The following is a 26,093-nucleotide window of genomic DNA, read 5'->3' as shown; positions in this document are numbered from 1 at the left end:
GCGATGACCGGTCTCGACGAGATCAAAAGCCTCATGGCAGTTGGTGAGCGACCGCCGATGATGGCTTTGTTCGATATCGACCTGGACGAGGTGGAACATGGCCGCGTGGTCTTTTCCGCTTCGCCCGGTCGGCAGAGCTACAATTTCATGGGCATTGCCCATGGTGGCTATGCCGCAATTTTGCTGGATTCCGCCTGCGGCGTGGCCGCCAACGCGGCCGCGCCATCGCCGGTCAACTGCGTCACTCTGGAACTTAAGGTAGCCTATCACGCGCCGTTGACCGAAGAAATCGGAAGGGTGAGGGCGATTGGCCAGGTTCTCTCAATAGGCAAAAGAGTCGCGCACACCGAAGCCAAATTGATCGACGCGCAAGGCAAGCTCTATGCGTCTGCTACATCGACGTTGCTGATAACGGCGCGCCAATAATCGATTAAAGGATAACGACCGTGGAAATCACCATCCCGCATAATCTGGGTCAGGCCGAAGCGAAGCGGCGCATTGATCAGGGGCTTCCAAAGCTCGAGCAACATATCCCAGGGGGTGGCTCGCTTAAAAGTGCATGGGTCTCGGAACATTCGCTTCAGCTTACCATCGGCGCCATGGGCCAGACGATACCAGTCCGACTGGATGTCGATGATGACAAGCTGCGGGGTGACGTAACTGTCCCCATGTTCCTGAAGATGATGTCGGGACAGATCGGCGACTTTGTTCGCACCAGCGCGGAAAAGATGCTGAGTAAGGCGTAATAAGCTGATCTAACCAGTTGCGCGAGGGAGTAAATTCAGAAGCGTTGCGCTGAGCAAATTAATTTGGATTTTGTTCCCCAACGCACTGGGAGGTTTAGGCCATGAGCGATATTTCTGACCGGGTCATCGAGATCATCGTAAAGAGCTTGGGCGTGTATCCCGATCAGGTGAGGATGGAGGCTTCATTCCACGAAGATATAGGTGCAGATAGTCTGGATGTAGTAGAGCTTGTCATGGCGCTTGAGGATGAGTTCGAGATAGCAATCCCAGACGACGCTGTTGGCGGGGTCAAGACGGTCGAGGATGCGGTGAAGTTGGTCGAAAGCTTTAAAAGCTAAAGCATCCAGAGATGAAGGTGCGTGATCTGCGGCCGCTCCTATGAGACGTAGAGTTGTGCCCTTATCGGCGCTAACCGAATGATCGCCCTTCGCGCTTCAGGCTGCAACGGAGAGGCAGTTTCGACCTGCCGCCTTTGCAGCGTATAATGCGTCATCTGCCAGTTTGATTGCCTGAGGAAGCGTCGCTTTTGCAGGTATTTGAGCCAGTCCAACGCTGACGGTTAGTGACACGGTCTGTTCATGAGTGAAAATGCTCGTCTCTGCAAAACGTACGCGGACGCGGTCGCATATCGTCCTGGCTTGATCTAAGTCGGCAGAAGCCAGCAGGATCGCAAATTCTTCTCCTCCGAGCCGAGCCACGACGTCCGTGTCACGTATGGATTGAAGTAAGATAGCCGAGAACGCCCTGATAACATCGTCTCCCGTGCCGTGGCCAAATCGATCATTCACGTGCTTGAATTGATCAAGGTCGAACATGGCAATACAGCGAGCGCCTTTGCCTCTCGAAGCCTCAACAATATTTTCGCTATAGATGGCCTCCAGCCCGCGCCTGTTCAGAAGGCCTGTCAGGGGGTCGGTCTTCGCGGCCTTGGTCAGTTCCAGTTCGCGAGCCTTGCGCTCAGACACCTCCCGAATAACGCTCACTGCCCCAGTTACCGTTCCTGCTTCGTCGATCGCCGCGCGACTATGGCTTTCAAACCATCCTGGCTCTCCTGTAGCCCGGATGGCGCGGAATTCTTGTATGAAAGTCTCGTCCGGATTGTTCAGAGCCCTGCGGTGCATCGCTGCGACATCGGCGATATCGTCCGGTAGGACGATGTCTAGCGCTAGACGTCCGGCAAGCGACTTGGGGTCCAGCCCAGATATCCGTCGGATGGAAGGCGAAGCAAACTTGATGGTTCCATCGATGCCCAGAACCAGCACGATGTCACCGGATCGATCTGCGATAACCTGATAGAGTGCAGTGCTATCCGCTAGATGCGCGTAAAGTTGCTTGCGCTGGTGGAGTTCAGCCGCGGGAAGCAAACTCATAAGAAACGCGGTTGCGAGGTAAAACTGTAGGAACTGTATATGCTGACCTGTCGCCCCTCCTATCAGATTGATTGGACCGAGTGCGTTTAGCGTGCAGACGCTGCCAATAGCTGCGAGCATGACGAGACCCACAGCGGCACCAATGCGCCCAAGCCGAAAAACCGCAATCATGAGCGGTAAGAAGGGAAGGAACAACAACGGCAGGCGATGCTGTACGAACACGAGGCAATCGACGCCGGCCATGACGATTAGAAGAAGGGTGCCCTCCAGCCAGTCTGTCCTTTGAGCCTCGGCCGCCCATCTCCGTAAATCGCCCCCGAGCGTCAACTTGGCCAATGGCATGATGGTAAGTGCGCCCAGGGCATGAGCCGCGAACCAACTCACCCAGTTGGTCGAGAAAGGCACTCCCGCGCACAGCTTGGCTGTTGCTGCGGCCGGAAATGCACTGATGAATGGAACGACAATTCCGGCAAACACAATGAGCATGCCGATTTCGCGAGGTGTGGACATATGACCTCGCTCCGGCTGGACCTTGTTGAGCAACCATGCCGTCAACACCGCCTCGCCGACGTTGATTACTGCGAGGGGAATGGCGGCCACCGGGCCAAGACCGACAGAGATCGTCACAACCATCCCCGCGAACCCGCAAGCGAGGCTACGCAAGGTCCAAGTATATTGGGGACGGTGGCGCAAATCGGCGCTCAGTATGCCGGTGGCGATCCAGATCATGGCTACGCCGCCCTCGAAGCGCGTGAATGTTACTGAAAGGAACGCCGCGAAAAAGTATACCGCCCCCAGCAAAGCGCTGTGGCGCAACTCGCCATCTATGGCCCGGAAATTCAGAATCCTGTCCAGCATGGTCCAATTATGGCACAACTCAATTAACAACGCCTTCCACATCTGCCGGCAGATTTCTCGATTCCAGCATCTAGAGCAGATTCCGATCAGTCTGGATCATAGCCGCATGAGCTGAAATAGTTGGCGCATTCCTGCGGCTGGAACAGGTCGACCAGCTTGCCGATCAGGGACCACAAGCCGGACACGGTCCGCTCGCCCGCTTTGCGCAGCATGGCTTTGAGGCGGGAGAAGGCTTTCTCGATCGGGTTGAAGTCGGGACTGTAGGGCGGGAGGAACAAGAGGCGGGCGCCTGCGGCTTCGATGGCCTCGCGGACGCTGTCGCGCTTGTGGCTGGACAGGTTGTCCATGATCACCACGTCGCCGCATCCCAGGTCGGGCACGAGGACCTGTCGGACATAGGCCTCGAACCAGTCGCCGTTGATCGGGCCGTCGAGCACCATCGGCGCGACCATGCCGGTCATGCGCAAGCCGGCGACCAGCGTGGTCGTCTTGCGATGGCCGTGCGGGTAGCCCATCCGCAGCCGCTCGCCCCGCCGGCAGCGGCCGTGGCTGCGCGTCATGTTGGTCGCGGTCCAAGTCTCATCGATGAACACCAGCCGCGCAGGGTCGAGATCGAGCTGGCCATCGAACCAGGCCTCGCGCTGGCTCAGGACGTCGGCGCGGTCCTGCTCGACCGCGTGCCCGGTCTTTTTTTGCGCGTGATGCCGTGCCGGGCGAAGAAGCGGTGCAGCGTCGAGATCGCCACCGTCACGCCAGCCTGGCTCAGCTCGCGACGCAGTTCGTCCAGCGTGATGTCGCGCCGCGCTTCGTGCAGCGCCAGCACCGTCTCCCGATGCGCCTCGATCCGCCGCGACCGCGTGTCCCCGCCCTGCGGCCTGGCAGCGTAGGTGCCCGTGCTGCGGCGCTGGTCGTCCCACCGGATCACCGTCGCGGCCGCTACCCCAAACCGCCTTGCCGCAGCCCGGCAACTCATCCCCTCATCAACCGCGGCCAGCGCTCGCGACCGCAAATCCATCGACAACGGCTTGCCCATCCATGCCGGCCTCCATCCAGCCAGCACCTTGAATCAGATCAGCGCGTCCGTGTGAATCCCCTTTGACTCGGGTCGGCCGGAAAACGCTCTAATCGCCGCTATCGCCTGCCGCTGCCTAGGTGGTGGGGATTCTTCGCCGATGAGACTAGACGCACTGGCCAGGGGCCAAGGGAAGAATGATTTGAGTCGCCGCGCAGCGCTTTTGGCGCGGAGACTGATTCGTCTCAGCCCATTAATGGCCATCCCGTTCTAATTGAGCCTGCAGGCTCAGCACATGCGGCAGACTCAAGATCGGAAGATGCCTGCTCCATCTCGCGCCAAAAATGCGCATTTGATTGACGAATATCAAATCTCATCCAAATATCATACGATATCTGTAATTTGAAAGCTGGGCGAAGTTCGCAGCGATGGGGCGGCGGGCGGGGGCTCGATATTTTATAGGGAATCCTGATTATGGCCGAGCCGTTAATCCGCGCGCTCACGATCGGCGCACGAGGTATGTTGTTTGACGCCCTGAGCTGCGGTCCCGAGCACGGACAGTTGGTCCTTTTCCTCCACGGCTTCCCTGAATTCGCCGATGCCTGGACCGACATCCTTCGTGGGGTGGGCGGGGCGGGCTATCGCGCGGTCGCCTTTAATCAGCGCGGCTATTCGGCCGGGGCAAGACCGTCGGGGGTCGAAAGCTATACGATCAATGAGCTTGTCGCCGATGTTGCCGCCGTAGCGGATGCCCTGGACGCTCGCCGCTTTCATCTGGTCGGGCACGACTGGGGCGGTATCCTTTCCTGGTGGATCGCTGCTGTTTATCGCGAGCGGCTTCATTCTTTGACCGTACTTTCGACGCCGCACACCGATGCGTTGTTGGAAGCTAAGCAAAGCAATCCGGATCAACGCCGCATGTCACGTTATGTCGATCTGTTCCGGCTGCCGTTCCACATCGCCGAATGGTTGCTCCTGCGCAAAAAGGCTGCCGGCCTCAAACGTGCTTATGCCGGTCAGCTCTCACAGGCTCGCCTGGATGAAAATATCAGACGCTTTCGTGAGCCAGGGGCGCTTACTGCCGCGATCAACTGGTATCGCGCGCTCGATCTCAAGGCTCGCGTCGGAACCGTCAGTGTCCCAACGCTGTTCGTCTGGGGTACCCATGATCAGGCGCTTGGGCGAGTGGCGGCGGAAGCCACCGCCCGATATGTTTCCGGACACTACCATTTTCTCCCACTCGCCGGCGCCTCCCACTGGTTGCTCGAGGAGGCGCCTGACCAGGTGCTTGATGCTCTTTTGCCTCATTTGGACCGATGGTCGTGAATGGCGCTTAAAGCTCTTCTGCCATGGGGCAACCGACAAAAGATCCCGCGTTTCCAATGAACTGAAAACTTGACGAATCTGTCATTTATTGGTGACATTGGTGTGGGAGAGATGGATGGGTCGGTGCCAACGTTGGAGGTTGGTGGCGGCAAAATCCGGGATGTCGCAATCCAGGCCGATTCAGAGGCTGCAAAAGCCTGGCCCGTTCCTCCGGCGTTGGAGTTCCATGTGACGCAGCAAAATGGTGTTGTTGGTGCCATAGCACGGCGTGGATATCGCGGATGAAACGAACTCGTTTCGTCATTGCGGTTGTTGCGATCGCCGCGCTGTTTGCAGGCGGTTATCTCGCATGGCGCTATCTCGATCGCCGTGACGCGCTTCCTGAGTGGATTGAGAGAAGCAACGGGCGGATCGAGATGACCCGCACTGACGTGGCCGTCAAATATCCCGGCAGATTGGTAGAGCTGCTGGTCCATGAAGGCGACAGCGTCCGCGCTGGCCAGATCGTCGCGAAGCAGGATGCTGCCGATGTCATGGCCCAACTCGACGGGGCGAAGGCGTCGCGGGAGAGAGCGCTCGGCGCTCTCGCGAGGGCGAAAGGCGAACATTCTGCTCATCAAAGCCAGGCGGATCTCGCAAGGCTCAACTGGTCGGAGACGGTCAATCTCCATTCACGCCAAATGGTTTCTGATGTTGAGTTGAAGCAACGTAGGCTGGCGCTTTCCGGCGCAGCCGATGCGGTCGCTGCGGCTGGTGGCGGAATCAGCGAAGCACGGGGCGCACTTGCGCAGGCGGATGCGCAAATCCGGCAAGTATCTACCGTACAGGAAGATCTGCATATCCGCGCTCCCGCTCCCGGGGTCGTCGAGTATCGGATTGTGGAGCCGGGAACCATGATGGCCCCAGGCGGCAAGCTCATATCGATCGTGAATACTGAGGACGTCTATCTGACGATCTTCCTGCCCTCCGGCGTCGCCTCGAGGGTCAGCATCGGCGACGAGGCCAGGATCGTGCCTCAGGGGACCAACAAAGCCTTACCTGCTCGCGTGACTTTTGTGTCGCCCGAAGCGCAGTTCACACCCAAGTTCGTAGAGACCGCAAATGAGCGGGATAATCTGTCTTACAGGGTCAAGCTGCAGATATCCGCTGAGGTCGCTCGACAATATGCAGGCCTGTTGAAGGCAGGCATGACCGCCGAAGGCTATGTACGCACCGATCGCCGTCGACCCTGGCCCGATCTGGCGTCCCTGCACCAATGACAAGGTCGGGTCTCATCGATCCCGCAGGCACGCCTGACAGTGCCATCGTGCTCGAGGGGGTCGGCCATCGCTATGGCCAGGTCCGGTCTCTTGAAAACGTGTCGCTGCAATTGCCGCGCGGCGCGGCTGTCGCCCTGGTGGGGCCCGATGGCGTAGGCAAATCGACGCTTTTGGGCCTCATATCGGGCGTGAAGCGCGTCCAGCAAGGACAGGTCCGCGTTCTTGGTTTCGATCTCAAGCGAGGTGGCGATCGGACCGCCTTTCTCAATCGGGTGGCCTATATGCCTCAGGGGCTTGGCCGTAATCTCTATCCCACCCTGTCTGTTTCTGAGAATATCGACTTCTTCGGTCGGTTGTTCGGTCTCGGCGCCGCAGAGCGAGCCGCGCACATGAAGCGCTTGCTGGATGCGACAGGGCTCGCTCCCTTTCCCGACCGGCCGGCGGGGAAGCTTTCGGGAGGAATGAAGCAGAAGCTGGGGCTTTGCTGCTCGCTGGTCCATGACCCGGATCTGCTCATTCTCGATGAGCCGACAACCGGCGTCGATCCCCTCTCGCGGCGCCAGTTCTGGGAACTGGTCGGCGCGATGAGGAAGGAGCGGCCGGGTATGACGGTCCTCGTTTCCACCGCCTACATGGAAGAAGCTGAGCAGTTCGAGCATCTCGTGGCGATGGATGCCGGTCGCCTCATTGCGCAGGGCAGGACGCGCGAAATCCTGGCGCGGGCCGGAGCGGCGAACCTGGAGGAGGCCTATATAGGTCTGCTTCCTGAGGAGAAGCGGCCCGCCGGCGAATTACGGGCGGTTGCTCCCTGGCAAGACAGCGGTGAAGCGCCGGCGATCGAAGCGCATCACCTGGTGCGCCGTTTCGGTGATTTCGTCGCCGTCGACGATGTGAGTTTCCGGATCGGCCGCGGAGAGATTTTCGGTTTCCTGGGATCGAACGGCTGCGGCAAGACGACGACGATGAAGATGCTGACGGGGCTGCTCGACGCCACCAGCGGCTCAGCAAGCCTGTTCGGGCATAGGATCACGCCGGGCGACATGCAGACCCGGATGCGGGTCGGCTATATGTCGCAGGCGTTCTCCCTCTATGACGAGCTGACTGTTCGGCAGAACCTGTTGCTGCATGCGCGGCTTTATCAAGTGGGGGGCGACAAGGCGCCTGTCCTGGTGAACGAAGCGATGGAGCAGTTCGCATTGCTCGAGCATGCGGATGCGGTGCCCGCTGCGCTGCCCCTCGGCATCCGCCAGCGCCTGCAACTGGCGGCCGCATGTCTCCACCGACCCGAAATCCTGATCCTCGACGAGCCGACCTCCGGCGTTGACCCGGCCGCGCGCGACATGTTCTGGGGCCATCTTCTGCGCTTGTCACGTGATGAACGGGTGACGATCTTCGTCTCAACCCATTTCATGAACGAGGCGGAACGGTGCGACCGGATATCGCTCATGCATCGTGGTCGGGTATTGGCAGTTGGAGCGCCGGCCGAATTGACGTTCCAGCGCCACGCCGATAATCTTGAAGACGCTTTCATTGCCCTGCTGGAAGAAAATGCCGATGAGGTAACGCCAGCTGCCAATCCGGGCACCGTGCCGATGGCGTCGGCACGGGAGGACGCCCCTTCGCAGACAGTGGGATCTCGAGGGGGCGTCCTGATCTGGTTTTCCTTCGTGTGGGCCTTCGCCCGGCGGGAAGCCACCGAACTGACGCGTGACCGCATCCGGATGGCATTCGCCCTGGCGGGGCCGATCATTCTGCTGTGCGTCTGTGCCTACAGTATCTCTTTCGATGTTCAGAATGTCCGATTGAGTGTGCTGGATCACGACCAGACTGTGTCCAGTCGTGATCTAGTTCGGCGCTTCGAGGGTTCTCGCTATTTTGTTGAAGCGCCTCCTGCCGTGAGTGAAGAGCAGGCACGTGCCTCTCTGCGGTCAGGGCATGTGCAGATGATACTCGATATTCCGCCCGATTTTGGGCGCGATCTTGCTGCCGGCCGGCGCCCGGAGGTTGCTGTCCTGATCGACGGGGCCAGCCCGTTTCCGGCCTCGAACATCCGGGCTTATGCCGATGCCATCATCCTCGCCTATGTTTTTGACATGCTGGCCTCTGCGCAGGTTCCGGTCGCCGTCGGGCTGCCTGCATCGATCGAACCACGCTTCATCTACAATCAGGATTTCCGCAGCATCTATGCGATCACGCCCGGCGTGCTCATGCTCACGATGATCCTGATCCCTGCGATGCTGACCGCGCTCGGTATCGTGCGGGAGAAGGAAATAGGGTCCATCACCAACCTCTATGCGTCCCCGGCGGGCAGTGGCGCCTTCCTGATCGGCAAGCAGGCGCCTTATGCGGCGCTGGCCATGGGGAGCTACTTCAGCCTGGTGGCTCTTATCATCCTCTTGCTCGACGTCCCGCTCAAGGGCTCCTTCATCGCATTGACGATTGGCGGGCTGCTTTTTGTGCTTGCGTCGACTGGACTCGGCATGATGATCTCGACCTTCGTGCGATCGCAGGTCGCCGCGATTTTCGCGACCGCGCTCATCTGCCTTATTCCGTCGGTCAATTTCTCCGGACTTCTTTATCCGGTTTCGACCCTCGTCGACGGCAGCTACTGGGTAGGCGTCGGCTTCCCCTCTTCCTGGTTCCAAGTCGTCAGCCTCGGTACTTTCACCAAGGGCCTTGGCATTGCGAGCTTCGGGCAGGCCTATCTGGCACTGGCGGGATTTGCGCTCTTTTTCATAATCGGCTCGCGCCTCATGCTCAGGAAACAGGAGACATGACGCGCTGGCTCGTCAATGTCTGGCTGCTCGGCGCCAAGGAATTGCGCAGCGTCATGAAGGATGTGACGTTGATCGTTCTCATCGTGTTTGCTTTCACCATAGCCATCCAGCTTGTCGCGTCAGGCGTGAAAGCAGAAGTTTCCAACGCCTCGGTCGCTATCGTCGATGATGATCACAGCGAGTTGTCGCGACGAATGCGAGACGCCGTGCGACCGCCTTATTTCAAGTCGCCCGTGGACATCGCGCGCGGCGATGTCGCGTCCGCAATGGACGAGGGGCGTTATATCTTCGTCATTGAAATCCCTCCGCGCTTCGAGGCGGATGTCCTGGCGGGGCGCAGGCCGATTGTGCAGATCCTAGTCGATGCGACGGCGATGACCCAGGCAGGCTTGGGCGCATCCTATTTCCAACAGATTTTTGCCGCTGAGGTGCTTGATTTTATGCACGCGCAGGGTTTGCTTGCACAGTTGCCAATCAAGGTGACAAGCCAGACTTTTTTCAATCCGAACTCGCAGTCGGCTTGGTACACCTCGGTCATGCAAATCGTCACCAATGTGACGGTATTGTCGATCATCCTTGTGGGCGCGGCGGTGATTCGCGAGCGTGAACACGGCACGATCGAGCATTTGCTGGTCATGCCTGTCCGTGCGAGCGAGATCGCCTTCGCAAAGATACTGGCCAATGGTCTGGTCATTCTCGTGGCGTCGATCGCGTCGCTATGGTTCGTTGTGCACGGTTTACTCAGTGTGCCGCTTGCAGGATCGCTTCTGCTCTTTGTGGCTGCGATGATGCTTTACCTCTTCTCGGTGACATCGCTTGGCATGTGGATGGCGACCATGGCGCCCAGCATGCCGCAATTCGGTCTGTTCGCGGTGCCCGTCTATGCGATCGCCTATCTCCTTTCTGGAGCGGCGACGCCGCTCGAGAGCATGCCGGTCGCTGTGCAGACGGTCGCGAGGCTTTTGCCAACGACCCAGTTCGTGAGCCTGTCGCAGGCTGTCCTTTATCGCGGAGCGGGATTGCAGACGGTGCTGGGTGAACTGCTCATGATCTGCGGGTGGGGCGCCCTTTTCGTCACCCTGGCAGTTCAACGGTTCCGCACGATGCTGGCGCGGCAGGGGTGACGATGCATATCCGAAACGACACCATCCATAGACTCCTGCAGCGCCTGACCCTTGGCTCCGCAGTACTGGCGCTGGCAGCTTGCGCGTCTGCGCCGCCTCTGTCGCCATCCTCGGCCAGGATCACGGCTCCGCAGCGGCTGGACGCTCCCGCTGCAAATGAGGCGTCTGAAGGGAACCTTGATCGGTGGTGGACCCTTTGGAAGGATCCATATCTCGATGCACTGGTCGATCGGGCCCTGGCGAGCAATGCCGATGTCCGCGTCGCCGAGGCGCACGTCAGAGCGGCCAGGGCGCTTGTGTCGGTCGCGGAATCCGCTCTGTATCCTTCGATTGCAGCGAGTGGTGCTGCTTGGGTAAATGCCGGCGACACCGACATCGATGGCGCGCTGGGGTCTGTGCTCCAACCCTACACGAGCGGGAAGACCGGAACCGGCTATCTGATCGGCCTCGGCGCTCAATGGGAGCCGGACATATTCGGTGGCCGACATGCCGATGTCGACACGGCGCACGCTCTTGCCGAGAGCACGGCCAGCCTGGCGGATGGTGTCCGGTTGGTCGTGATAGGTGATGTCGTCGAAAATTATCAGCAATGGGCCGGTCTGCAGCGTCGGCTTGCCCTTCTTGGTGAGAGTATCGCTGTCGCGCGGCGCCTGACCGATTATGCGTCGGCGCGCCAGCGAACGGGACAGGCAACCGCCATGGATGTGGCCAAGGCGCAAGGCGCGCTGGCTTCGTTGGAGGCATCCCGCCCGCCGATAATGTCGCTGATCGATGCGAGACAAAGGCGGCTCGCCGTACTCGCCGGTGACCTGCCCGAGCAATTGCCGAAGATGCCGACGGGCGTCCAGATCGCCGTGCCGCCGCCTCCATCCGGCCAATTCCCCTCGACCATATTGGGTCGCCGCCCCGATGTCCGCGCGAGAATGCTGATCGTCGAGGCGCGGGCCGCGAGGCTTAAAAGCTTGCAGGCCGATCTTATGCCACGTTTCGGTATCAGCTTCATGGGTCAGAACGGCCAGATCGGCTTGTCGGGTCTCCCGGGCTTTGGAGGCTCGCTCGGGCTCGTCAGCGTCAAAGCGAGCGTTCCGATCTTCACGGGCGGTCTGCTGCGCGGCCGAATTGCCGCAGGCAACGCGGAACTGGCGGCTGCGCTCGCGGCACAGGACCGCGCGATGCTCAACGCCCTAGAGGAGGTCGAGACGGCATATGGTTTCCGTGCCGGTCTGGACCAACGCCTGAGCGGACTTGATCATGCGCGCGATCTCTCTGAGAACCGTGCGGAGCTTGCGGCGAGCTTCTACAAAGCCGGACGCGTGCCCCTTGGAGACGTCCTTCAGGCCAGGCTCGATGCCCTGTCGGACCTCGACAGGATGGAACAGGCACGGATTGCTCAGGGTACGGCCACTGTCCAGCTATACCGCGCCGTCGCTGGCGGCTGGGGCGCTGGGGCATCGCCAATAGCGATGAGCGGAGCCGACAGTTCACAGCAGCATGATTCATCAGGGAGTTCCCCACAATGATCGACAGCCCCGGCACCGCTTCCGCCCCGGATCCGCTCGATGGCCTCGCGGAGACCTTCGACCGGGCCGCTTTCGCCGCGATCGCCAGCATGACGGGGGGCCTTTCGCCCGTCACAATTGCGCAAGCCTTTTCCGACTGGGCCCTGCATCTTGCCGCATCGCCGGGTCATCGCCTGGAACTTTTCGCCAAGGGCGCGCGCAAATATATCCGGCTGGCCGACTATCTGGCCCATGGCAGCGCTTCCGACCATCCCGCGATTGAGCCGCTGCCGCAGGATCATCGCTTCGACGACCCGGCCTGGAAGACGCCTCCTTACAGCGCGATCGCCCAGTCGTTCCTGCTGATGCAGCAATGGTGGCATGCGGCAACGACCGGCGTATCCGGTGTCAGCGACCATCATGAGGCGGTGACGTCCTTTGCGATGCGACAGATACTCGACATGTTTGCGCCGAGCAATTTCGCGGCGACCAATCCAGTGCTGCAACAACGGATTGTGGAAACGGGAGGCATGTGCCTTGTCGAAGGCGCACACCTGTTTCTGACTGACCTGGAGGATATGGCGCGTGGTGCTGCGTCCAGCAGCGTTGCGGACTTCAAGCTTGGAAAGGATATTGCCGCCACCAAGGGCAAGATCATCTACCGAAATCGCCTGATAGAACTCATCCAATATGAACCCACCACGGCAAATGTCCGCCCCGAGCCGGTGCTGGTCGTTCCAGCCTGGATCATGAAATATTATATTCTCGATCTGTCCTCGCACAACTCTCTGATCTCGTGGTTGGTGGGGCAGGGCTATGCGGTCTTTGCAATATCCTGGCATAATCCGGGCAGCGCCGACCGCGATCTCGATATGGACGATTACAGGCTGCTCGGCCCGATGGCGGCGCTAGAGGCGATCGGCGCCATAACGGGCGCTCAGAAGATTCACGCGCTTGGATATTGTCTTGGCGGGACGCTTCTCGCGATCACCGCTGCCGCGATGGCGCGGGACGGGGACGATCGGCTTGCTACGCTCACTCTGCTGGCGGCGCAGACCGAGTTCAGCGAGCCGGGCGAGTTGGGCCTGTTCATTGACGAAGCCCAACTCAACCTGCTGGATAGCATGATGTGGGAACGTGGCTATCTCGACAGCAGCCAAATGGGCGGGGCTTTCCAGATGCTGCGATCCAATGACCTCGTCTGGTCTCGAGTCCTGAACGAATATCTGATGGGCAACCGGCCGCCCTTGAACGATCTGATGGTCTGGAATGCGGACGGTACACGCATGCCTTACGCCATGCACAGTGAATATTTGCGGAAACTCTTCCTGAAGGACGATCTGGCAGAGGGGCGTTTCAAGGTCGATAATCGGACGATTAGCCTGTCAGCGCTGCGACTCCCCATGTTCGTGGTGGGCACTGAAACCGACCATGTCGCGCCATGGCGCTCGGTCCACAAGATCCATATGCTAACCAGCGCCGAGATCAGCTTCGCGCTCACCAATGGCGGCCATAACGCAGGCATCGTATCGGAGCCCGGCCATAACCATCGCCATTATCGGCTTCTGACGCGGCGTGACGGTGACCCGGCCCTTTCGCCCGAAGAGTGGCTGTTGCAGGCAGAAGATCATGGCGGCTCCTGGTGGGAAGCATGGGGCGAGTGGCTGGGTGTGCGGTCGGGGGAAGCCGGTGCGCCGCCGCCCCTGGGAGCGAGCGACAAGGGATATGCCCCGATCCTCGATGCTCCCGGCAGCTACGTGCTGGAGAAATGACTATGACCGCGCCTGAAATGATCGAGAACCGCACATATGATGAAATTGCCGTTGGCGAGACGGCAAGCTTGTCACGAACGCTGGGCGAACGCGAAATCCAACTCTTTGCCCTGGCTTCAGGGGACGTGAATCCCGCCCATCTGGACCCGGAGTTCGCCGCGGGCGACATGTTCCATCGCATCATCGCCCACGGCCTGTGGGGTGGAGGACTGATCTCGGCTGTGCTGGGAACGCAATTGCCTGGCCCCGGCACCATCTATCTCGACCAGTCGCTGCGGTTCGTACGGCCCGTTGGACTGGGCGACACTATTACAGCGCAGGTCAAAGTCTCCACGAAGGACGACAAGCATCACATTCTCACCCTCGATTGCCGCTGCACCAACCAGGACGGCGAGGACGTCATCACGGGCATTGCGACCGTCAAGGCGCCCATCGAGAAGATAAGACGTCCGCGTGCGGTCCTTCCCGACATCCAGCTTTCCGGCCATGACGGATATCGAAGGCTGATGGACGCTGCCGCGGGAAAGAGTGCCGTCCCAACCGCTATCGTCCATCCCTGCAGCGCAGCGGCGATCAAGGCGGTCGCCGAAGCGGCACAGGCCGGTCTCATTTTACCCGTTCTCGTCGGCCCCGAAGCTCGCATTCTGGCGGCTGCGCAGGAAGCCGGGGAGGACATCGGCGCGTTTCGAATAGTTCCGGCGCCTCATAGCCATGCCGCAGCCGCCGCAGCGGTGGAACTGGTTCGCGGTGGTGAGGCAAGACTCCTGATGAAGGGTTCCCTCCATACCGACGAACTGATGGGCGCGGTCGTTGCCCGAGAGACCGGGCTACGGACCGAGCGGCGCGTCAGCCATGTCTATCTGATGGATGTGCCGGGACATCCTACGCCTCTTCTCATCACCGACGCGGCGATCAACATCGCGCCGACCCTTGATGAGAAAGCCGACATCATCCGCAACGCTATCGACCTTGCCCATGTGATCGGCATAAGTGAACCACGCGTCGCAATCCTCTCAGCCGTTGAGACCGTCAATCCGGCGATCGCTTCCACTCTTGATGCGGCGGCTCTGTGCAAGATGGCCGATCGCGGTCAGATTTCGGGCGGCGTGCTAGACGGGCCGCTCGCCTTCGATAATGCGATCAGTGCCGCTGCGGCGAGAGAGAAGGGCATCGTCTCCCCCGTTGCGGGACGGGCGGAAATCCTTGTCGTGCCCAGTCTCGAAGCAGGCAACATGCTTGCCAAGCAACTCACGTTCCTTGGTGGTGCCGACGCAGCGGGAATCGTGGTTGGCGCGCGCGTGCCGATCATTCTGACCAGTCGGGCGGATAGCTTGCGCACGCGCCTGGCCTCCTGCGCGGTTGCCGTACTTCTCGCCGCTGCAGGAACAAAAGCTGCGCCAGGTCTTCCGGCATGACCCGCGCCATCATAAGCCTCAATTCAGGCTCCTCCAGTATAAAGTTTGGCCTCTATACGCTTGGGCCAGATGGACCACGCCATGTGGCAGGGGGAAAGCTCGAGGGGATCGGCACTAGTCCTCGCATCCTCATCCGTTCGGACGAGGGTGAAGTGCTTCTCGAAAAGCAGTGGATGGATGGCGCTGGCCTGACCCATGAGCCGTTGCTCGACGAACTCTACGATTGGGCTGCTACCCATCTCAATCGGCATGAGGTTGTCGCCGTCGGCCATCGGGTCGTGCATGGGGGAAGCCGCTTTTGGACACCGCAGCGGGTCGATGCCGCGCTCCTTGGCGAACTCGATGCCTTTTGCTCGCTTGCACCTCTGCATCAGCCTCACAATCTTGCCGCTATCCGCGAAATAGCCCGCAAGTCACCCCATTTGCTCCAGATAGCCTGCTTCGACACGGGCTTCCATCACGCCATGCCGGCCATTGCTTCTCACCTGGCCCTTCCTCGCGCGCTAAGCGACAGAGGTTTCCGTCGATACGGCTTTCATGGCCTGTCCTACGAATATATCGCCCTGCGTTTGCGGGAACTGGACCCGATACTGGCCCAGGGAAGGGTGCTTGCCGCGCATCTGGGCAACGGCGCGAGCATGTGTGCGATGCGCGGAGGGGTTAGCATCGACACGACCATGGGGTTCACGGCACTCGACGGCCTGATGATGGGCACGCGTACCGGCTCGATCGATCCGGGCGTAGTCGTGCATCTCCAACTCCAGGAAGGCTTTAGCGCGGGAGAAGTGGAATCCCTCCTCTATCGTCAGTCCGGTTTGTTGGGTGTATCAGGCGTGTCGAGCGACATGCGCGCACTTCATGCCAGCGCTGATCCGCACGCGGCCGAGGCGATCGAGCTTTTTGTCTGGAGCGCGGCCCGGCAAGCAAGTGCCTTGATCGGATCGTTGGAAGGGCTCGACGGGATCATCTTCACTGCCGGTATCGGCGAGAACGACCCGATCATTCGGGCGGCGATCTGCGCCCGCCTGGCATGGGCCGGTGTTAGGCTCGACGAGGGGGCGAATGTGTCGGGAGCGGACGTAATCAGCAGATCCGACAGCGACGTGACGGTCCGGGTCATCCCCACCGACGAGGAGCGCATGATTGCAATGCACACGTCAAATCTTCTTGAACATGAGCAGGGAACGGACTCGTGAAACCTCTCGTTGATCTTTCGGGCAAGCGCGGCCTCGTTATCGGAATCGCCAATGAGCATAGCATCGCGGCCGGCTGCGCTGAGGCGTTCGCGCATTGCGGGGCGAGATTGGCGGCGACTTATCTCAACGAGAAGGCAAAGCCTTTTGTGGAACCGGTAGCGACGCGGTTGGGGGTCGAGTGGCTGGCGCCGTGCGACGTCCGCGAGCCCGGGCAGTTGGAGGAACTCTTCACGCAAGTGCATGAGCGATGGGGCGGTCTCGATTTCCTGCTGCATTCCATCGCGTTCGCCCCCAAGGAAGACTTGCACGGCCGGGTCGTGGATAGCTCTGCCGACGGATTTGCGCTCGCCATGGATGTCTCGTGCCACAGTTTCCTGCGCATGGCCCGACTGGCTGAGCCATTGATGACAGACGGGGGCTGCCTGCTGTGCGTCACCTTCTATGGATCGGAGCGAGTTGTCGAACATTACAACCTTATGGGACCAGTCAAGGCAGCACTTGAGAGCGCGACCCGTTATGTTGCCGCAGAGCTGGGGCCCATGGGGATCCGAGCGCACGCCATCTCTCCAGGCCCCATCGCGACCCGTGCGGCCAGCGGGATCGGCCGGTTCGATGAGCTACTGGACCGTGCGGCCGCCACTGCGCCGCAAGGAACGCTCGTTTCGATCGAGGATGTGGGCGCGGTGGCCGCCTTCCTTGCAAGCGATGCCGCCCGCCGCATCACCGGCACGATCATTCCGGTCGATGCCGGCCAGCATCTGATGGCTTGAATGGCTCCGCGGATGGTCCAGCAGGTGCGTCGCGCATCGACCGGCAAGGGAGCTTACGCTCTTTCCGAAAAGCGCGAGACGACACGGGCACAGAACAGGGAGAAGATCGAAGCTGCTGCCTGGACGATATTCTCGACCATAGGACTCGATGCCGCCTCGGTTCGTGACATTGTCGCCGAGAGCCAGGTCTCGCCGGGCAGTTTCTATAATTATTACGGCAGTAAAGAGGCGGTGTTTGACGAGATCGTGGACCGGCTTATCCGGCGAATCCGAGAGGAAACAGCTGCGGCAAGGGCAGGGGCCGGTGATTTCGAAGTGATGCTCTTCGAGGCCTATCTTGCTTTCATGAACCTAATCCTGCCAATGAAAGGAGGGGCCGCCTTCTTTGAACTGAACCAACACCACATCCGCTCGCGCTTGTTCGGCGCAACGCAGATCGAGGCAATGCTCTTAGACATTGAAACCGACGTGGGCGAACGGATCGAGATCGACCGACTATCGCCGATAAAACGCCATATCCTCATATCGGTATTGTTCGCTAGCGGGACCGAAGCCATCTTCGCGGCCTTTCGGAGTGGCGTCTATGATGCAGGCGATCTCGCCGGTTTCCTGACCCGGCTATTTACGCCTGGTATCGTTTCAGCAGTCCACCCCGACCTTGCAAAACTCCATGAGTGAGAGTCCGAGATAAAGGCTATCCGCCATTCGGATTCGTTTTGGATGTCTTGCGTCTCAAACTATTTGCAGACCTGCCGCAAATCCTTTGGCGAGCCATCCGTATTTCGACCGGTCATTTGATACCATTGCTCGAGAGTACTTGGCGCGCCGATCAGTCTCTCAATCGCTTCGCAAACTTTATAGGCTACCTGATGTTCTTCCTGCTTGTCGAGGATCGCCAAGGCGCGGATGAGCAAATCTTTTGCGGTCACCAGTTCCCCGGTCAAAACTCGCTCCGTGAAATATACCATATCACACCTCTCGCCGGATCTTAGCACAGGTTAAACCGGTATTCATCCAGTGACGTGTTCAGATCGGGTGTTCTGCCATTCTGTCAAAGGCTATGCTTGGCACGGGGGGTGAAGCGGGTTCAGTGGACGCCCGTGGATAATCTTGGCGGACCTTTTGCCCGCTCCTTCCCTTTGCTGCGCGGGTGACCGCTATCGTTTTTCCCCCGAGAGGCTGATCAATGCAAGGTAGCCTGGTCCGTGCGAGTTGGCTGCCGGCATGCTGTTGATTTCCACTGAGAAGTGACCCGGGTTTTCCATCGAGAAGTGACCCGTCTGCGGATTATGTTTCGGGTGTCATGGGTGGGTCAACCCGTGGTTTTCTCCTTTGGGTTCTGGCCTGCTTGGCAGAGCTGTTTTTGAAGCGGAAGCTATCGTTGCCGGTCTCCAGGATGTGGCAGTGATGGGTAAGCCGATCGAGAAGCGCCGTGGTCATTTTGGCGTCGCCGAACACGGTGGCCCATTCGCTGAAGCTCAGGTTTGTGGTGATGATGACGCTGGTGCGCTCGTAGAGTTTGCTCAGCAGATGGAAGAGCAGCGCGCCACCTGAAGCACTGAACGGCAGATATCCAAGCTCATCCAGGATAACGAGATCGGAGTGCAGGAGGCGATTGGCGATCTGACCGGCCTTGCCCTGTGCTTTTTCCTGCTCGAGCGCATTGACCAGTTCGACCGTCGAGAAGAAGCGGACGCGCTTTCGATGATGTTCGATGGCCTGGATGCCCAGCGCGGTTGCCACATGGCTCTTGCCGGTGCCAGGACCGCCGACCAGCACGATATTGTCGGCGATGTCGATGAAGTCGCAGCGATGCAACTGACGCACCAGAGCTTCATTGACCTCGCTACTGGTAAAGTCGAAGCCGGCCAGATCGCGATAGACAGGGAAGCGCGCGATCTTGAGCTGATAGGCCACAGACCGAACCTCCCGTTCTGCTGTCTCGGCTTTGAGCAACTGGGAGAGGATCGGGATGGCGGCTTCGAAGGCTGGAGATCCCTGTTCCATGAGATCGGTGACGGCCTGCGCCATGCCATGCATCTTGAGGCTGCGGAGCATGACAACGATGGCGCCGCTGGCAGGGTCATGACGCATGACGCTTCTCCTTGCGCAGATCATCATAGCGTTCGACATTGGCCATCGGCTCGCTGACCAGCTTGAGCGCCTGGGGCGCCGTCACCGGCGGCGTGGAGATCGGTTTTCCGTCGACCAGCCTATAGAGCAGATTGAGGATATGGGTCTTGGTCGGAACGCCAGCCTCCAGCGCCATGGTGACCGCCGTCAGCACCAGTTGCTCATCATGATGAAGAACCAGCGCCAGTATTTCGACCATTTCCCTGTCGCCGCCAGGATTGCGCAACAGATGTCGCTGCAGACGCTGGAACGCATCGGGTAGCTCAAGGAAGGGCGCTCCGTTGCGCAGGGCGCCGGGTTTGCGCTGCACGACCGCCAGATAATGACGCCAGTCATAAACCGTATGACCTGGACCGTCGTGAGAGCGGTTGATGATGCGCTGATGCGCGCAGATTGGCTGCCCCTCGGCGACGACCTGGAAGCGATCAGGATAGACGCGCAGGCTGACAGTGCGATTGGCGAAAGAGGCCGGTACGCTGTAGCGATTGCGCTCAAAGTGGATGAGGCACGTCGGCGATACCCGTTTGCGATATTCCACAAAACCATCGAAGGGCCTGCCCGCAACCATCAGACACTCAGATTCATCGGCCCAGGCATTGGCAACCGACCCGGGTTCGATCCCGTGAGAGATGTCCTCCCATAACGCCTTGCAGCGCTCCTCCAGCCACAGGTTCAGCGCATCAAGGCTCTCGGCCTGCGGCGTGGGTTGCCACAGACGGTGCCGCGCATCCTGGACATTCTTCTCGACCTGCCCCTTTTCCCATCCCGCAGCCGGGTTACAGAACTCGGCTTCGAACAGATAGTGGCTGACCATCGTCAGGAAGCGTGCGTTGACGGTGCGTTCCTTACCACGCCCGACCTTGTCGACCGCCGTGCGCATATTGTCATAGATACCCCGGCGCGGCACGCCGCCCAGCACGCGGAAGGCGTGATTATGGGCGTCGAACAGCATCTCATGGGTTTGCAGAAGGTAGGCGCGCACGATGAATGCCCGGCTGTAACTGAGCTTGAAATGCGCGACCTGCAGCTTGGTCCGAACCCCGGCAATGATTGCCCAGTCCTCGCTCCAATCAAACTGGAAAGCTTCCCCCGGCGCGAACGACAGGGGCACGAATGTCCCACGCCCGCCAATCTGTTGCTGGCGCCGATAATCTTCGCGCCAGTCCCGAGCAAAAGCGGCAACCCGGTTGTAGGATCCTTCATAACCCAGGCTCACCAGATCGGCGTGAAACTGCTTGATCGTGCGCTTCTGCTTGCGCGATCGGCCCATCTCGCGCCGCAGCCAGGCCGCCAGATGCTCAGCAAATGGATCCAGTTTGCTTGGTCGATCAGGCACCTTGAATCGCGGATCGATCGTCTCGGACCGCAAATATTTGCGGATCGTGTTGCGTGATAGTCCGGTGCGCCGCGCTATCTCTCGGATCGGTAGATGATCGCGAAAATGCCAGCGCCGGATAACGCTCAATAACGCCATGTCCAACACTCCATATACCCTCGCTTGCCAAAGCCAGGGACGAGTTCAACATGGGTCAATTCTCAGTGGAAATTTACGCCCTACCCGGGTCACTTCTCAGTGGAAATCAACAATCGCGGGCGAGATCGGCGCGGCGAGCGCCTTCCAAGCCTATGCGATGGCAGGTCGTACCATCGAGACCGAATACCCGCCGGCAGGCTTCAAGGATTGGAACGACGTGCTGCGAATGGGCGGGGAGGGAGTGATGAGCCTGGCGAGCTAGCCGGCCGCAGGCGCCTCGACGGGCGCTGCATCCGGTAGCGTCGCTGCAGCGCCGCCGGCCTTCAATGCCCTGCTCCGTCTGGGTTTCGGTTCGGCCTTGGCTGCAACAGGCTTGGTTTCGCGATTGCCCGCCTTACGCCTGGCAGCCTTGGGCGTGACCCCCGCGGGTTCCGCCGGCGCAGCCTTTCCACGAGCGCGCCGCACGGTTGCAGGCTTGGCCGGAGCCGCCTCGACAGCAACCGTCACCGGCTCTTCTGCAGCACTTGCAGGCGCGGCTTCGGGTTCCGACACGCGAGGCGGCGATACGCTCTTGCGCTTTCCACCTAATCCAAGCCGTATCGCGACCTCGCGCCGTTCCGCCGAATAGCCCGGCGCGACCATCGGATAGTCGGCAGGCAGACCATAGCGCGCTCGATATTCGGCCGGCGTCAATCCGTGCGTCGAGAGGTGACGCTTGAGAGCCTTGTATGCTTTCCCGTCGATCAGGCTCAGGATCTTGTCGGGCGAGGCGAGGCTCTCCTCCACAGTTACGGCCGGCCTGAACTCAGGCGCGGGAGCAGGGGGCTCGACTGCGCTTTCCTCCGCCTTCACCTCGGGCACCGCGGCAGCGACTGGTTCGCCGCCCAGCAGGGCTCGTCGTGTCCCCTCGACGAGTGCAGGCAGTTCGCTGCTCGGAACGGTGTTGTTCGCAAAATAGGCGCTGAGCAACGTCACGGTCAAAGACATGACACCCGCTTCTTCGGTCTCGGCCATGCAACATCCTTCTTCTGGCTGGAAATAGCGGTCTTGAGCAGGGCTCAATTGCGCAAGCGTAAACGACAAGTGCCGATATTCAACGCGCAAGTCAAAAGGGAGGGGAGGAGGGTGGTCATGGTTGGCGTGGTGATTGGGCCGGCCAGTATCGTCCTGACGAATACCCACGGGGGATCGTTCTCCGCCCGATAGCCATCGGCGGCGAAGGCCCGCTCGCATGTGTTCCGAACTCTTCCGCCTGATCGCACTCAATCAGCTGCGGATCGCGGCAGCATCGCCCCTAGCTCCAACGCCGGCTCACGCTCGGCTTCGACCTCGGTCGGAGCCGCCCTTTTCATTCTGAAAGGAAGTCACCATGGACGCATCTTCCCACATCGACCTCCACAGCTTCACCGTCGAAATCGAATTCTCGAGCGGCGGCGAACCCTATGCGACCGAGACCTACAAGGTCGAGGCCACCGATTGGTATCGCGCTCAGCGCGACGCGATCGAGATGTCGGTCAGCAGCCCCTATGACAATGATCGTATCCCCAACCTGACCCGCCGCGTCATCACGCAATAATCAACGGCGCCAGTGACGCGCGACGCGCGAGATCTGCACTCCCGGCGCGGGGAAGCTCAACCCATTTTTCGAGAACGACTGCCCCGCCTCCAAAGGCTTCGGCCAACAGGAGGGAAGGGGGGAGCGTAGGGGTGATCGGATCGAGATTGCCGTCATCCCAGCCACTCGATGAACTGACCGACACCGGTCCGCGCGACTTCGCCATCGACAGCGCGGACCGCCGCCGGCGCAAGCGCCGCCCGATGGACGGCCAGCCACATTCCATAAGGAGATAAGCCATGGACGCACAACAAACGCCTTATCCCACCACACTGCCGCTCTCGAGGATCGAAAAGGGGGACAACCCTCGCCGCTATTTCGACCGGAAAAAGCATGACGAGCTGGTCGTGTCGATCCGCCTGCGCGGCGTGCTCCAGCCCCTTTTGCTTCGTCCAAAGGACGACGTCTTTTCCATTGTCGCCGGCGAACGCCGCTGGCGTGCCGCGCGGGAAGCTTTTGGCCCCGATGGCGAGGTGCCTGTCGTGATCCGCGTGATGACGGATCAGGAAGCCCTCGAGGCTGCGATCGCGGAGAATGACGACCGTGACGATCCTTCTGAAACGGAGCAGGCGGATGCCGCCGTCCGCTACCTCGCAGCGTGCCAGGGCGATCGCGCCGAGGCCGCGCGGCGGCTTGGTTGGTCCCGCACCAAGCTCGATCGTCGTCTGGCGCTGGCCGAGCTCTCCGACGCGGTCAAGCTCGCGCTCGATGAGCGCCGCATCAAGGTCGGACATGCCGAGCTCCTCGCCGCCATACCCTCAGACAAGCAGGACAAGGCCCTAGAAACGATCCTGACCGCCGGCCTCGACGTAAGCAAGACGCGCGAACTGCTCATGCGCGTCACGCAGAACCTCGCGGGCGCCTGCTTCGACAAGACCGAATGCATTACCTGCCCGTTCAATTCCGGAACGCAGCGCGCGCTGTTCGAGACACATGTCGACGAGGGCCATTGCACCAATCCGACATGCTTCCAGCTCAAGACCGAAGCCGCCGAGACGATACGCTTCGAGGAAGAGGAACGCGCCGCCAAGGCCGCAAGGGCCGCAGTACCTGTCACCATCGACCATGCCGACGACGACGAGCAGGATGGCCCCGCCGACGAAACCGACGTCGATGATGCTGACGATACCCTGCCGTCGGCTGACGAAACGACGGGTTCGCGTGCATCCGTGCCGTCGATCGCGGCAACTTCCGCGGGCAGTGCGGCATCGGTGCAAAAGCCGGCCATCACCGCGGAATCCATCGCGCGCCGCACCGCCGACCTTCGCGAAGCGACCTGGCGCACCGCGCTCGCCCGCGCGCTCGCGAGCAATACCAGCCACGCGCACATCACGATCCTCGTCGCGGCGATGTCGGGCACGCTGTCGCAGATCAAGGCCGACACCCTGACGTCGCGTGCCGGCCTGCTGGTCGGTGCGGCCTTCCCCGACCTCGACTACGGCGCCCAGATCGCGACGATCCGGGACCTGCCCGACCGGCAGGCGCAAATCGTGCTCGCCGTCATCGGCGCCGCCTACGCGAAGGACGTGGTCACATTCGGCCATGTCGCCGACCTCGCGAACGTCTTCGAGGTCGACCTGCGCGATAGCTGGAAGGTCGATCAGGCATTCCTCGACCGGTACACCAAGGAAGAGCTGAAGTTCATCGCCCGCGAATGTGGCCTGATCGCCCATATGGGCCAAAAGGCGTTCGCCAAGCGCCTCGCCGGCAAGAAGTCCGACCTCATCACCAGCATGCTCAATACGATCGGCTTCGATTGGTCCGGCCGGCTGCCGAGCGCCATGACCCTCGACAGCACCTATGGGGCGCCCCCCACGCGTGCCGCCCCGCAAGCCCAACTCCCAGACGCCGACCTCGCCGCCTGACCGGATTCCACCCTCTCCAGCACAAGGACTGACCGTCATGCTGATTGCAAGCCTGCTTCCGCTGCTCACCCGCTATTCGCTTGGGCTCGACCTCGTTGCCGGCCCCGACGACACTGTCACGCTCACCGTCATTCCCCGGAAGGCGGAAGGCGCGGGGGCCAAGCTCGAAGCCTGCGAGGCCCGGCCGATCTCGATCACGGGCAGCGCGGCAGAGATCGACGCCGAACTCGCCAAGGGGCCGCACGGCGCGCTCGGCGAACTCATCGCCACGCGCAAGACGCTCGCCGATCAGCTCGCCGAGCAACGGCAGGCCGCCGAGGCCGCCAGGACCGCCGCCGCCGAAGCGGCCAAGGCGAAAGCTGCTGCAGCGTCGAAAACGACCTCGCCCACCAGCGCCGCGGAAGTGCCGGTACGTACCAGTCCGCCACCCGACGCCAAGCCGGACGAGCCCGCTACGCTCTTCTGACGGGATTTTCTCGACCATTCTCACATCAGCCGGGAGGCACCCATGCAGATCAATCGTCTTACCCGCACCTACAGATATGACGGCATCGACCTTCCGGTCCCGCCGCACCTCGCCGATGACCTAGCGGCCCTGCGTGCCTACCATGCCACGCTCTTTCCGGCGATAGTCAACGCCGAGATGGTGGACGCCGGCGTGTCGGGCACTGCCCATGTCACCGAATATCGTCGCGCCGTCGGCACCAAGGGCTGACCATGTCACGCGACAGGCGCGCGGCGATCCCGGCCGCTCCCCGCAAGACGCTCCTCCAATGGATCGAGTTCGACGATGGCGACACGAACGACTTCACCCCGCCCGCCTGCGACGCCCGCATCCAGGCCCTCCACGCGCGAATGCTCCTCGGCCCGGAAAGCCGAACGGACGAAGGACGCGAGCCGCTCGAGCCGCCGCCGTGGCTTCACCTCCCGCCCCTCGGCTGATCTTGCGGGACGATCCGTCGCGATCTGCGACGATGTTCCTACCCTGTTCGACGGCCCGTTGGGCCCCCATCACAAGCTGATCGGCGCCTGGGCGGCCGCCCGCGAAACGGCGCCCAGGCGCTATACCCGCGCGCAGGCCCGCATACGCATCGAACAGGTCTTTCGCGCGGCAGTGCTCGACATTCTCGCGCCGTTCGATCTTGCCGATCTGCGGATGACCGTCCTGAAGGGCGAGGAAGGCGACTCGCCGGCGATCGCCATCGTCTGTGACAGCATGGGACAGATGGACCTCGGGTGGATCGAGACCAGCGATGCTCCGATCGCTTGGCGCGCCGCCGCCTATCATGCGCTCGAGCAAAGTCTGGGCTGCGTGCTTCCAGTCTTCGGATACCAGGATCTCTTCGAGCAAATCGCCATGTACTATTGGGACGGGGAGACGGACGACGAGGGCGCCCGTCAATCTCTGATCGACTACCATGGCGCGGACGAAGTCGATCTTGAGGAGCAGCCGCTGCCGTCCACGATGAATGCCCGCCGCCCCGATTGGATGATCACGGCGAACGCCGCGCGGTCGGCGCAACTCCCGACCGGCCTGCGACAGAATCTGCGCAGTCTCCACGATGCCCGTCGGGCTTTGAAGAGCCTGCAACCGGAACGCAATGCCTGGCACTGCGACATCGATCTCATCTACCAATACGTCCCCGGCTTCGAGGAATGCTCGTCACTGCCGCCGCTGACGCTCGTACCCACAGAGCAGTTCGCGCCCGAACTCGACGATGTCGGCCGTCACGGCATGGAAATGGGCTTCATGGACATCGCGGGACTTTGCCCGCTGCCGGATTCGGGCCGGATCGACGACTGGCTCACATCATTGCGGCTCGGCGCGCAATTCCTGCTCGTCGCCCAGGCCCTCATCGAACTCGATCCCACCAAATTGTGA

Annotated in this window: 26 protein-coding genes; 19 read left to right on the top strand and 7 right to left on the bottom strand. The window is 61.0% G+C overall.

The genetic code is table 11. The features are described from left to right. Positions 1 to 3: 3 nt before the first annotated feature. The 3 genes from AC07X9_RS06780 (at position 4) to AC07X9_RS06770 (ending at position 1,084) form a co-directional block, all read left to right on the top strand. Positions 4 to 426 carry a PaaI family thioesterase gene (locus AC07X9_RS06780; protein ID WP_086485701.1) on the top strand — a complete coding sequence of 141 codons (423 nt, stop codon included), beginning with the start codon at positions 4 to 6 and terminating at the stop codon, positions 424 to 426. A 20-nt stretch (positions 427 to 446) separates the two neighbouring features. Then, a complete protein-coding gene (locus AC07X9_RS06775) occupies positions 447 to 746 on the top strand; it encodes a polyhydroxyalkanoic acid system family protein (protein WP_086485700.1) in 300 nt (99 codons plus the stop codon). A gap of 101 nt (positions 747 to 847) precedes the next feature. Continuing rightward, positions 848 to 1,084: an acyl carrier protein gene (locus tag AC07X9_RS06770; protein ID WP_086485699.1), complete on the top strand. Its 237-nt coding sequence runs from the start codon at positions 848 to 850 to the stop codon at positions 1,082 to 1,084. Between the two features lie 96 nt (positions 1,085 to 1,180). On the opposite strand, the gene AC07X9_RS06765 is transcribed toward AC07X9_RS06770, so the two are convergent. Together AC07X9_RS06765 and AC07X9_RS06760 are read right to left on the bottom strand one after the other, a co-directional pair. Further along, a complete protein-coding gene (locus AC07X9_RS06765; protein ID WP_086485698.1) occupies positions 1,181 to 3,016 on the bottom strand; it encodes a sensor domain-containing diguanylate cyclase in 1,836 nt (611 codons plus the stop codon). Positions 3,017 to 3,060: 44 nt separating this feature from the next. Beyond that, positions 3,061 to 4,007, bottom strand: a protein-coding gene (locus AC07X9_RS06760) for an IS630 family transposase (protein WP_140159574.1) whose coding sequence is annotated in 2 segments (ribosomal slippage) — positions 3,061 to 3,671 and positions 3,671 to 4,007 — 948 coding nt in all. Because the reading frame shifts where the segments join, the coding sequence is not laid out codon by codon here. Positions 4,008 to 4,460: 453 nt separating this feature from the next. Between AC07X9_RS06760 and AC07X9_RS06755 the strand changes: the two genes are divergently transcribed. The 11 genes from AC07X9_RS06755 (at position 4,461) to AC07X9_RS06705 (ending at position 17,802) form a co-directional block, all read left to right on the top strand. Continuing rightward, the gene (locus AC07X9_RS06755; protein ID WP_086485697.1) at positions 4,461 to 5,312 is read left to right on the top strand and encodes an alpha/beta fold hydrolase; all 852 of its coding nucleotides are present in this window, start codon (positions 4,461 to 4,463) and stop codon (positions 5,310 to 5,312) included. Positions 5,313 to 5,381: 69 nt separating this feature from the next. Further along, positions 5,382 to 5,597 (top strand): hypothetical protein, encoded by a 216-nt coding sequence (locus AC07X9_RS06750; RefSeq protein ID WP_140159573.1) that lies wholly within the window; start codon positions 5,382 to 5,384, stop codon positions 5,595 to 5,597. Next, entirely contained in the window at positions 5,594 to 6,571 is a 978-nt protein-coding gene (locus AC07X9_RS06745) for an HlyD family secretion protein (RefSeq protein ID WP_025291871.1), read from the top strand. The genes AC07X9_RS06750 and AC07X9_RS06745 overlap by 4 nt, the downstream gene beginning before the upstream one ends. Then, entirely contained in the window at positions 6,568 to 9,348 is a 2,781-nt protein-coding gene (rbbA, locus tag AC07X9_RS06740) for a ribosome-associated ATPase/putative transporter RbbA (RefSeq protein ID WP_025291872.1), read from the top strand. Before AC07X9_RS06745 ends, rbbA begins: the two co-directional genes overlap by 4 nt. Further along, positions 9,345 to 10,472, top strand: a complete 1,128-nt coding sequence (locus AC07X9_RS06735) for an ABC transporter permease (protein ID WP_086485696.1) — start codon at positions 9,345 to 9,347, stop codon at positions 10,470 to 10,472. The genes rbbA and AC07X9_RS06735 overlap by 4 nt, the downstream gene beginning before the upstream one ends. Positions 10,473 to 10,474: 2 nt before the next feature. Beyond that, on the top strand, positions 10,475 to 11,992 hold the full coding sequence (locus AC07X9_RS06730; RefSeq protein ID WP_086485695.1) for an efflux transporter outer membrane subunit: 1,518 nt from the start codon (positions 10,475 to 10,477) through the stop codon (positions 11,990 to 11,992). After that, on the top strand, positions 11,989 to 13,743 hold the full coding sequence (locus AC07X9_RS06725) for a PHA/PHB synthase family protein (RefSeq protein ID WP_086485694.1): 1,755 nt from the start codon (positions 11,989 to 11,991) through the stop codon (positions 13,741 to 13,743). Before AC07X9_RS06730 ends, AC07X9_RS06725 begins: the two co-directional genes overlap by 4 nt. A 2-nt stretch (positions 13,744 to 13,745) precedes the next feature. Then, positions 13,746 to 15,158 carry a bifunctional enoyl-CoA hydratase/phosphate acetyltransferase gene (locus AC07X9_RS06720; protein ID WP_086485693.1) on the top strand — a complete coding sequence of 471 codons (1,413 nt, stop codon included), beginning with the start codon at positions 13,746 to 13,748 and terminating at the stop codon, positions 15,156 to 15,158. Beyond that, positions 15,155 to 16,354, top strand: a complete 1,200-nt coding sequence (locus AC07X9_RS06715) for an acetate/propionate family kinase (protein ID WP_086485692.1) — start codon at positions 15,155 to 15,157, stop codon at positions 16,352 to 16,354. Before AC07X9_RS06720 ends, AC07X9_RS06715 begins: the two co-directional genes overlap by 4 nt. Next, complete coding sequence (gene fabI, locus AC07X9_RS06710) at positions 16,351 to 17,124, top strand: enoyl-ACP reductase FabI (RefSeq protein ID WP_086485691.1); 774 nt, start codon at positions 16,351 to 16,353, stop codon at positions 17,122 to 17,124. The genes AC07X9_RS06715 and fabI overlap by 4 nt, the downstream gene beginning before the upstream one ends. A 12-nt stretch (positions 17,125 to 17,136) precedes the next feature. After that, positions 17,137 to 17,802 (top strand): TetR/AcrR family transcriptional regulator, encoded by a 666-nt coding sequence (locus tag AC07X9_RS06705; protein WP_176342113.1) that lies wholly within the window; start codon positions 17,137 to 17,139, stop codon positions 17,800 to 17,802. A gap of 59 nt (positions 17,803 to 17,861) precedes the next feature. Here the strand turns inward: AC07X9_RS06705 and AC07X9_RS06700 are convergent, their stop codons facing one another. The 4 genes from AC07X9_RS06700 to AC07X9_RS06685 all read right to left on the bottom strand — a co-directional run bounded on the left by AC07X9_RS06700 (position 17,862) and on the right by AC07X9_RS06685 (position 21,745). After that, entirely contained in the window at positions 17,862 to 18,068 is a 207-nt protein-coding gene (locus AC07X9_RS06700; RefSeq protein ID WP_254908057.1) for a hypothetical protein, read from the bottom strand. Between the two features lie 343 nt (positions 18,069 to 18,411). Continuing rightward, positions 18,412 to 19,218: an IS21-like element helper ATPase IstB gene (istB, locus tag AC07X9_RS06695; protein ID WP_069338825.1), complete on the bottom strand. Its 807-nt coding sequence runs from the start codon at positions 19,216 to 19,218 to the stop codon at positions 18,412 to 18,414. After that, complete coding sequence (gene istA / locus AC07X9_RS06690; protein WP_086485527.1) at positions 19,208 to 20,731, bottom strand: IS21 family transposase; 1,524 nt, start codon at positions 20,729 to 20,731, stop codon at positions 19,208 to 19,210. Before istA ends, istB begins: the two co-directional genes overlap by 11 nt. A 258-nt stretch (positions 20,732 to 20,989) precedes the next feature. Continuing rightward, entirely contained in the window at positions 20,990 to 21,745 is a 756-nt protein-coding gene (locus tag AC07X9_RS06685) for a Ros/MucR family transcriptional regulator (protein WP_086485687.1), read from the bottom strand. Between the two features lie 355 nt (positions 21,746 to 22,100). On the opposite strand from AC07X9_RS06685, the gene AC07X9_RS06680 reads away from it, so the two are divergent. From AC07X9_RS06680 to AC07X9_RS06665, 4 genes are all read left to right on the top strand, one after another. Next, complete coding sequence (locus AC07X9_RS06680) at positions 22,101 to 22,307, top strand: hypothetical protein (RefSeq protein WP_086485686.1); 207 nt, start codon at positions 22,101 to 22,103, stop codon at positions 22,305 to 22,307. Between the two features lie 278 nt (positions 22,308 to 22,585). Next, positions 22,586 to 24,211 (top strand): PRTRC system ParB family protein, encoded by a 1,626-nt coding sequence (locus AC07X9_RS06675; protein ID WP_086485685.1) that lies wholly within the window; start codon positions 22,586 to 22,588, stop codon positions 24,209 to 24,211. Between the two features lie 37 nt (positions 24,212 to 24,248). Beyond that, positions 24,249 to 24,677 (top strand): PRTRC system protein E, encoded by a 429-nt coding sequence (locus tag AC07X9_RS06670; protein WP_086485684.1) that lies wholly within the window; start codon positions 24,249 to 24,251, stop codon positions 24,675 to 24,677. Between the two features lie 42 nt (positions 24,678 to 24,719). Next, a complete protein-coding gene (locus tag AC07X9_RS06665) occupies positions 24,720 to 24,926 on the top strand; it encodes a PRTRC system protein C (protein WP_086485683.1) in 207 nt (68 codons plus the stop codon). A gap of 5 nt (positions 24,927 to 24,931) precedes the next feature. On the opposite strand, the gene AC07X9_RS06660 is transcribed toward AC07X9_RS06665, so the two are convergent. After that, positions 24,932 to 25,135: a hypothetical protein gene (locus AC07X9_RS06660; RefSeq protein ID WP_176342112.1), complete on the bottom strand. Its 204-nt coding sequence runs from the start codon at positions 25,133 to 25,135 to the stop codon at positions 24,932 to 24,934. A gap of 76 nt (positions 25,136 to 25,211) precedes the next feature. On the opposite strand from AC07X9_RS06660, the gene AC07X9_RS06655 reads away from it, so the two are divergent. Beyond that, positions 25,212 to 26,093, top strand: a complete 882-nt coding sequence (locus AC07X9_RS06655; protein ID WP_254908056.1) for a hypothetical protein — start codon at positions 25,212 to 25,214, stop codon at positions 26,091 to 26,093.

This window comes from Sphingobium sp. GW456-12-10-14-TSB1, assembly GCF_059424385.1.
This window is presented reverse-complemented; position numbering and strand designations above follow the sequence as displayed.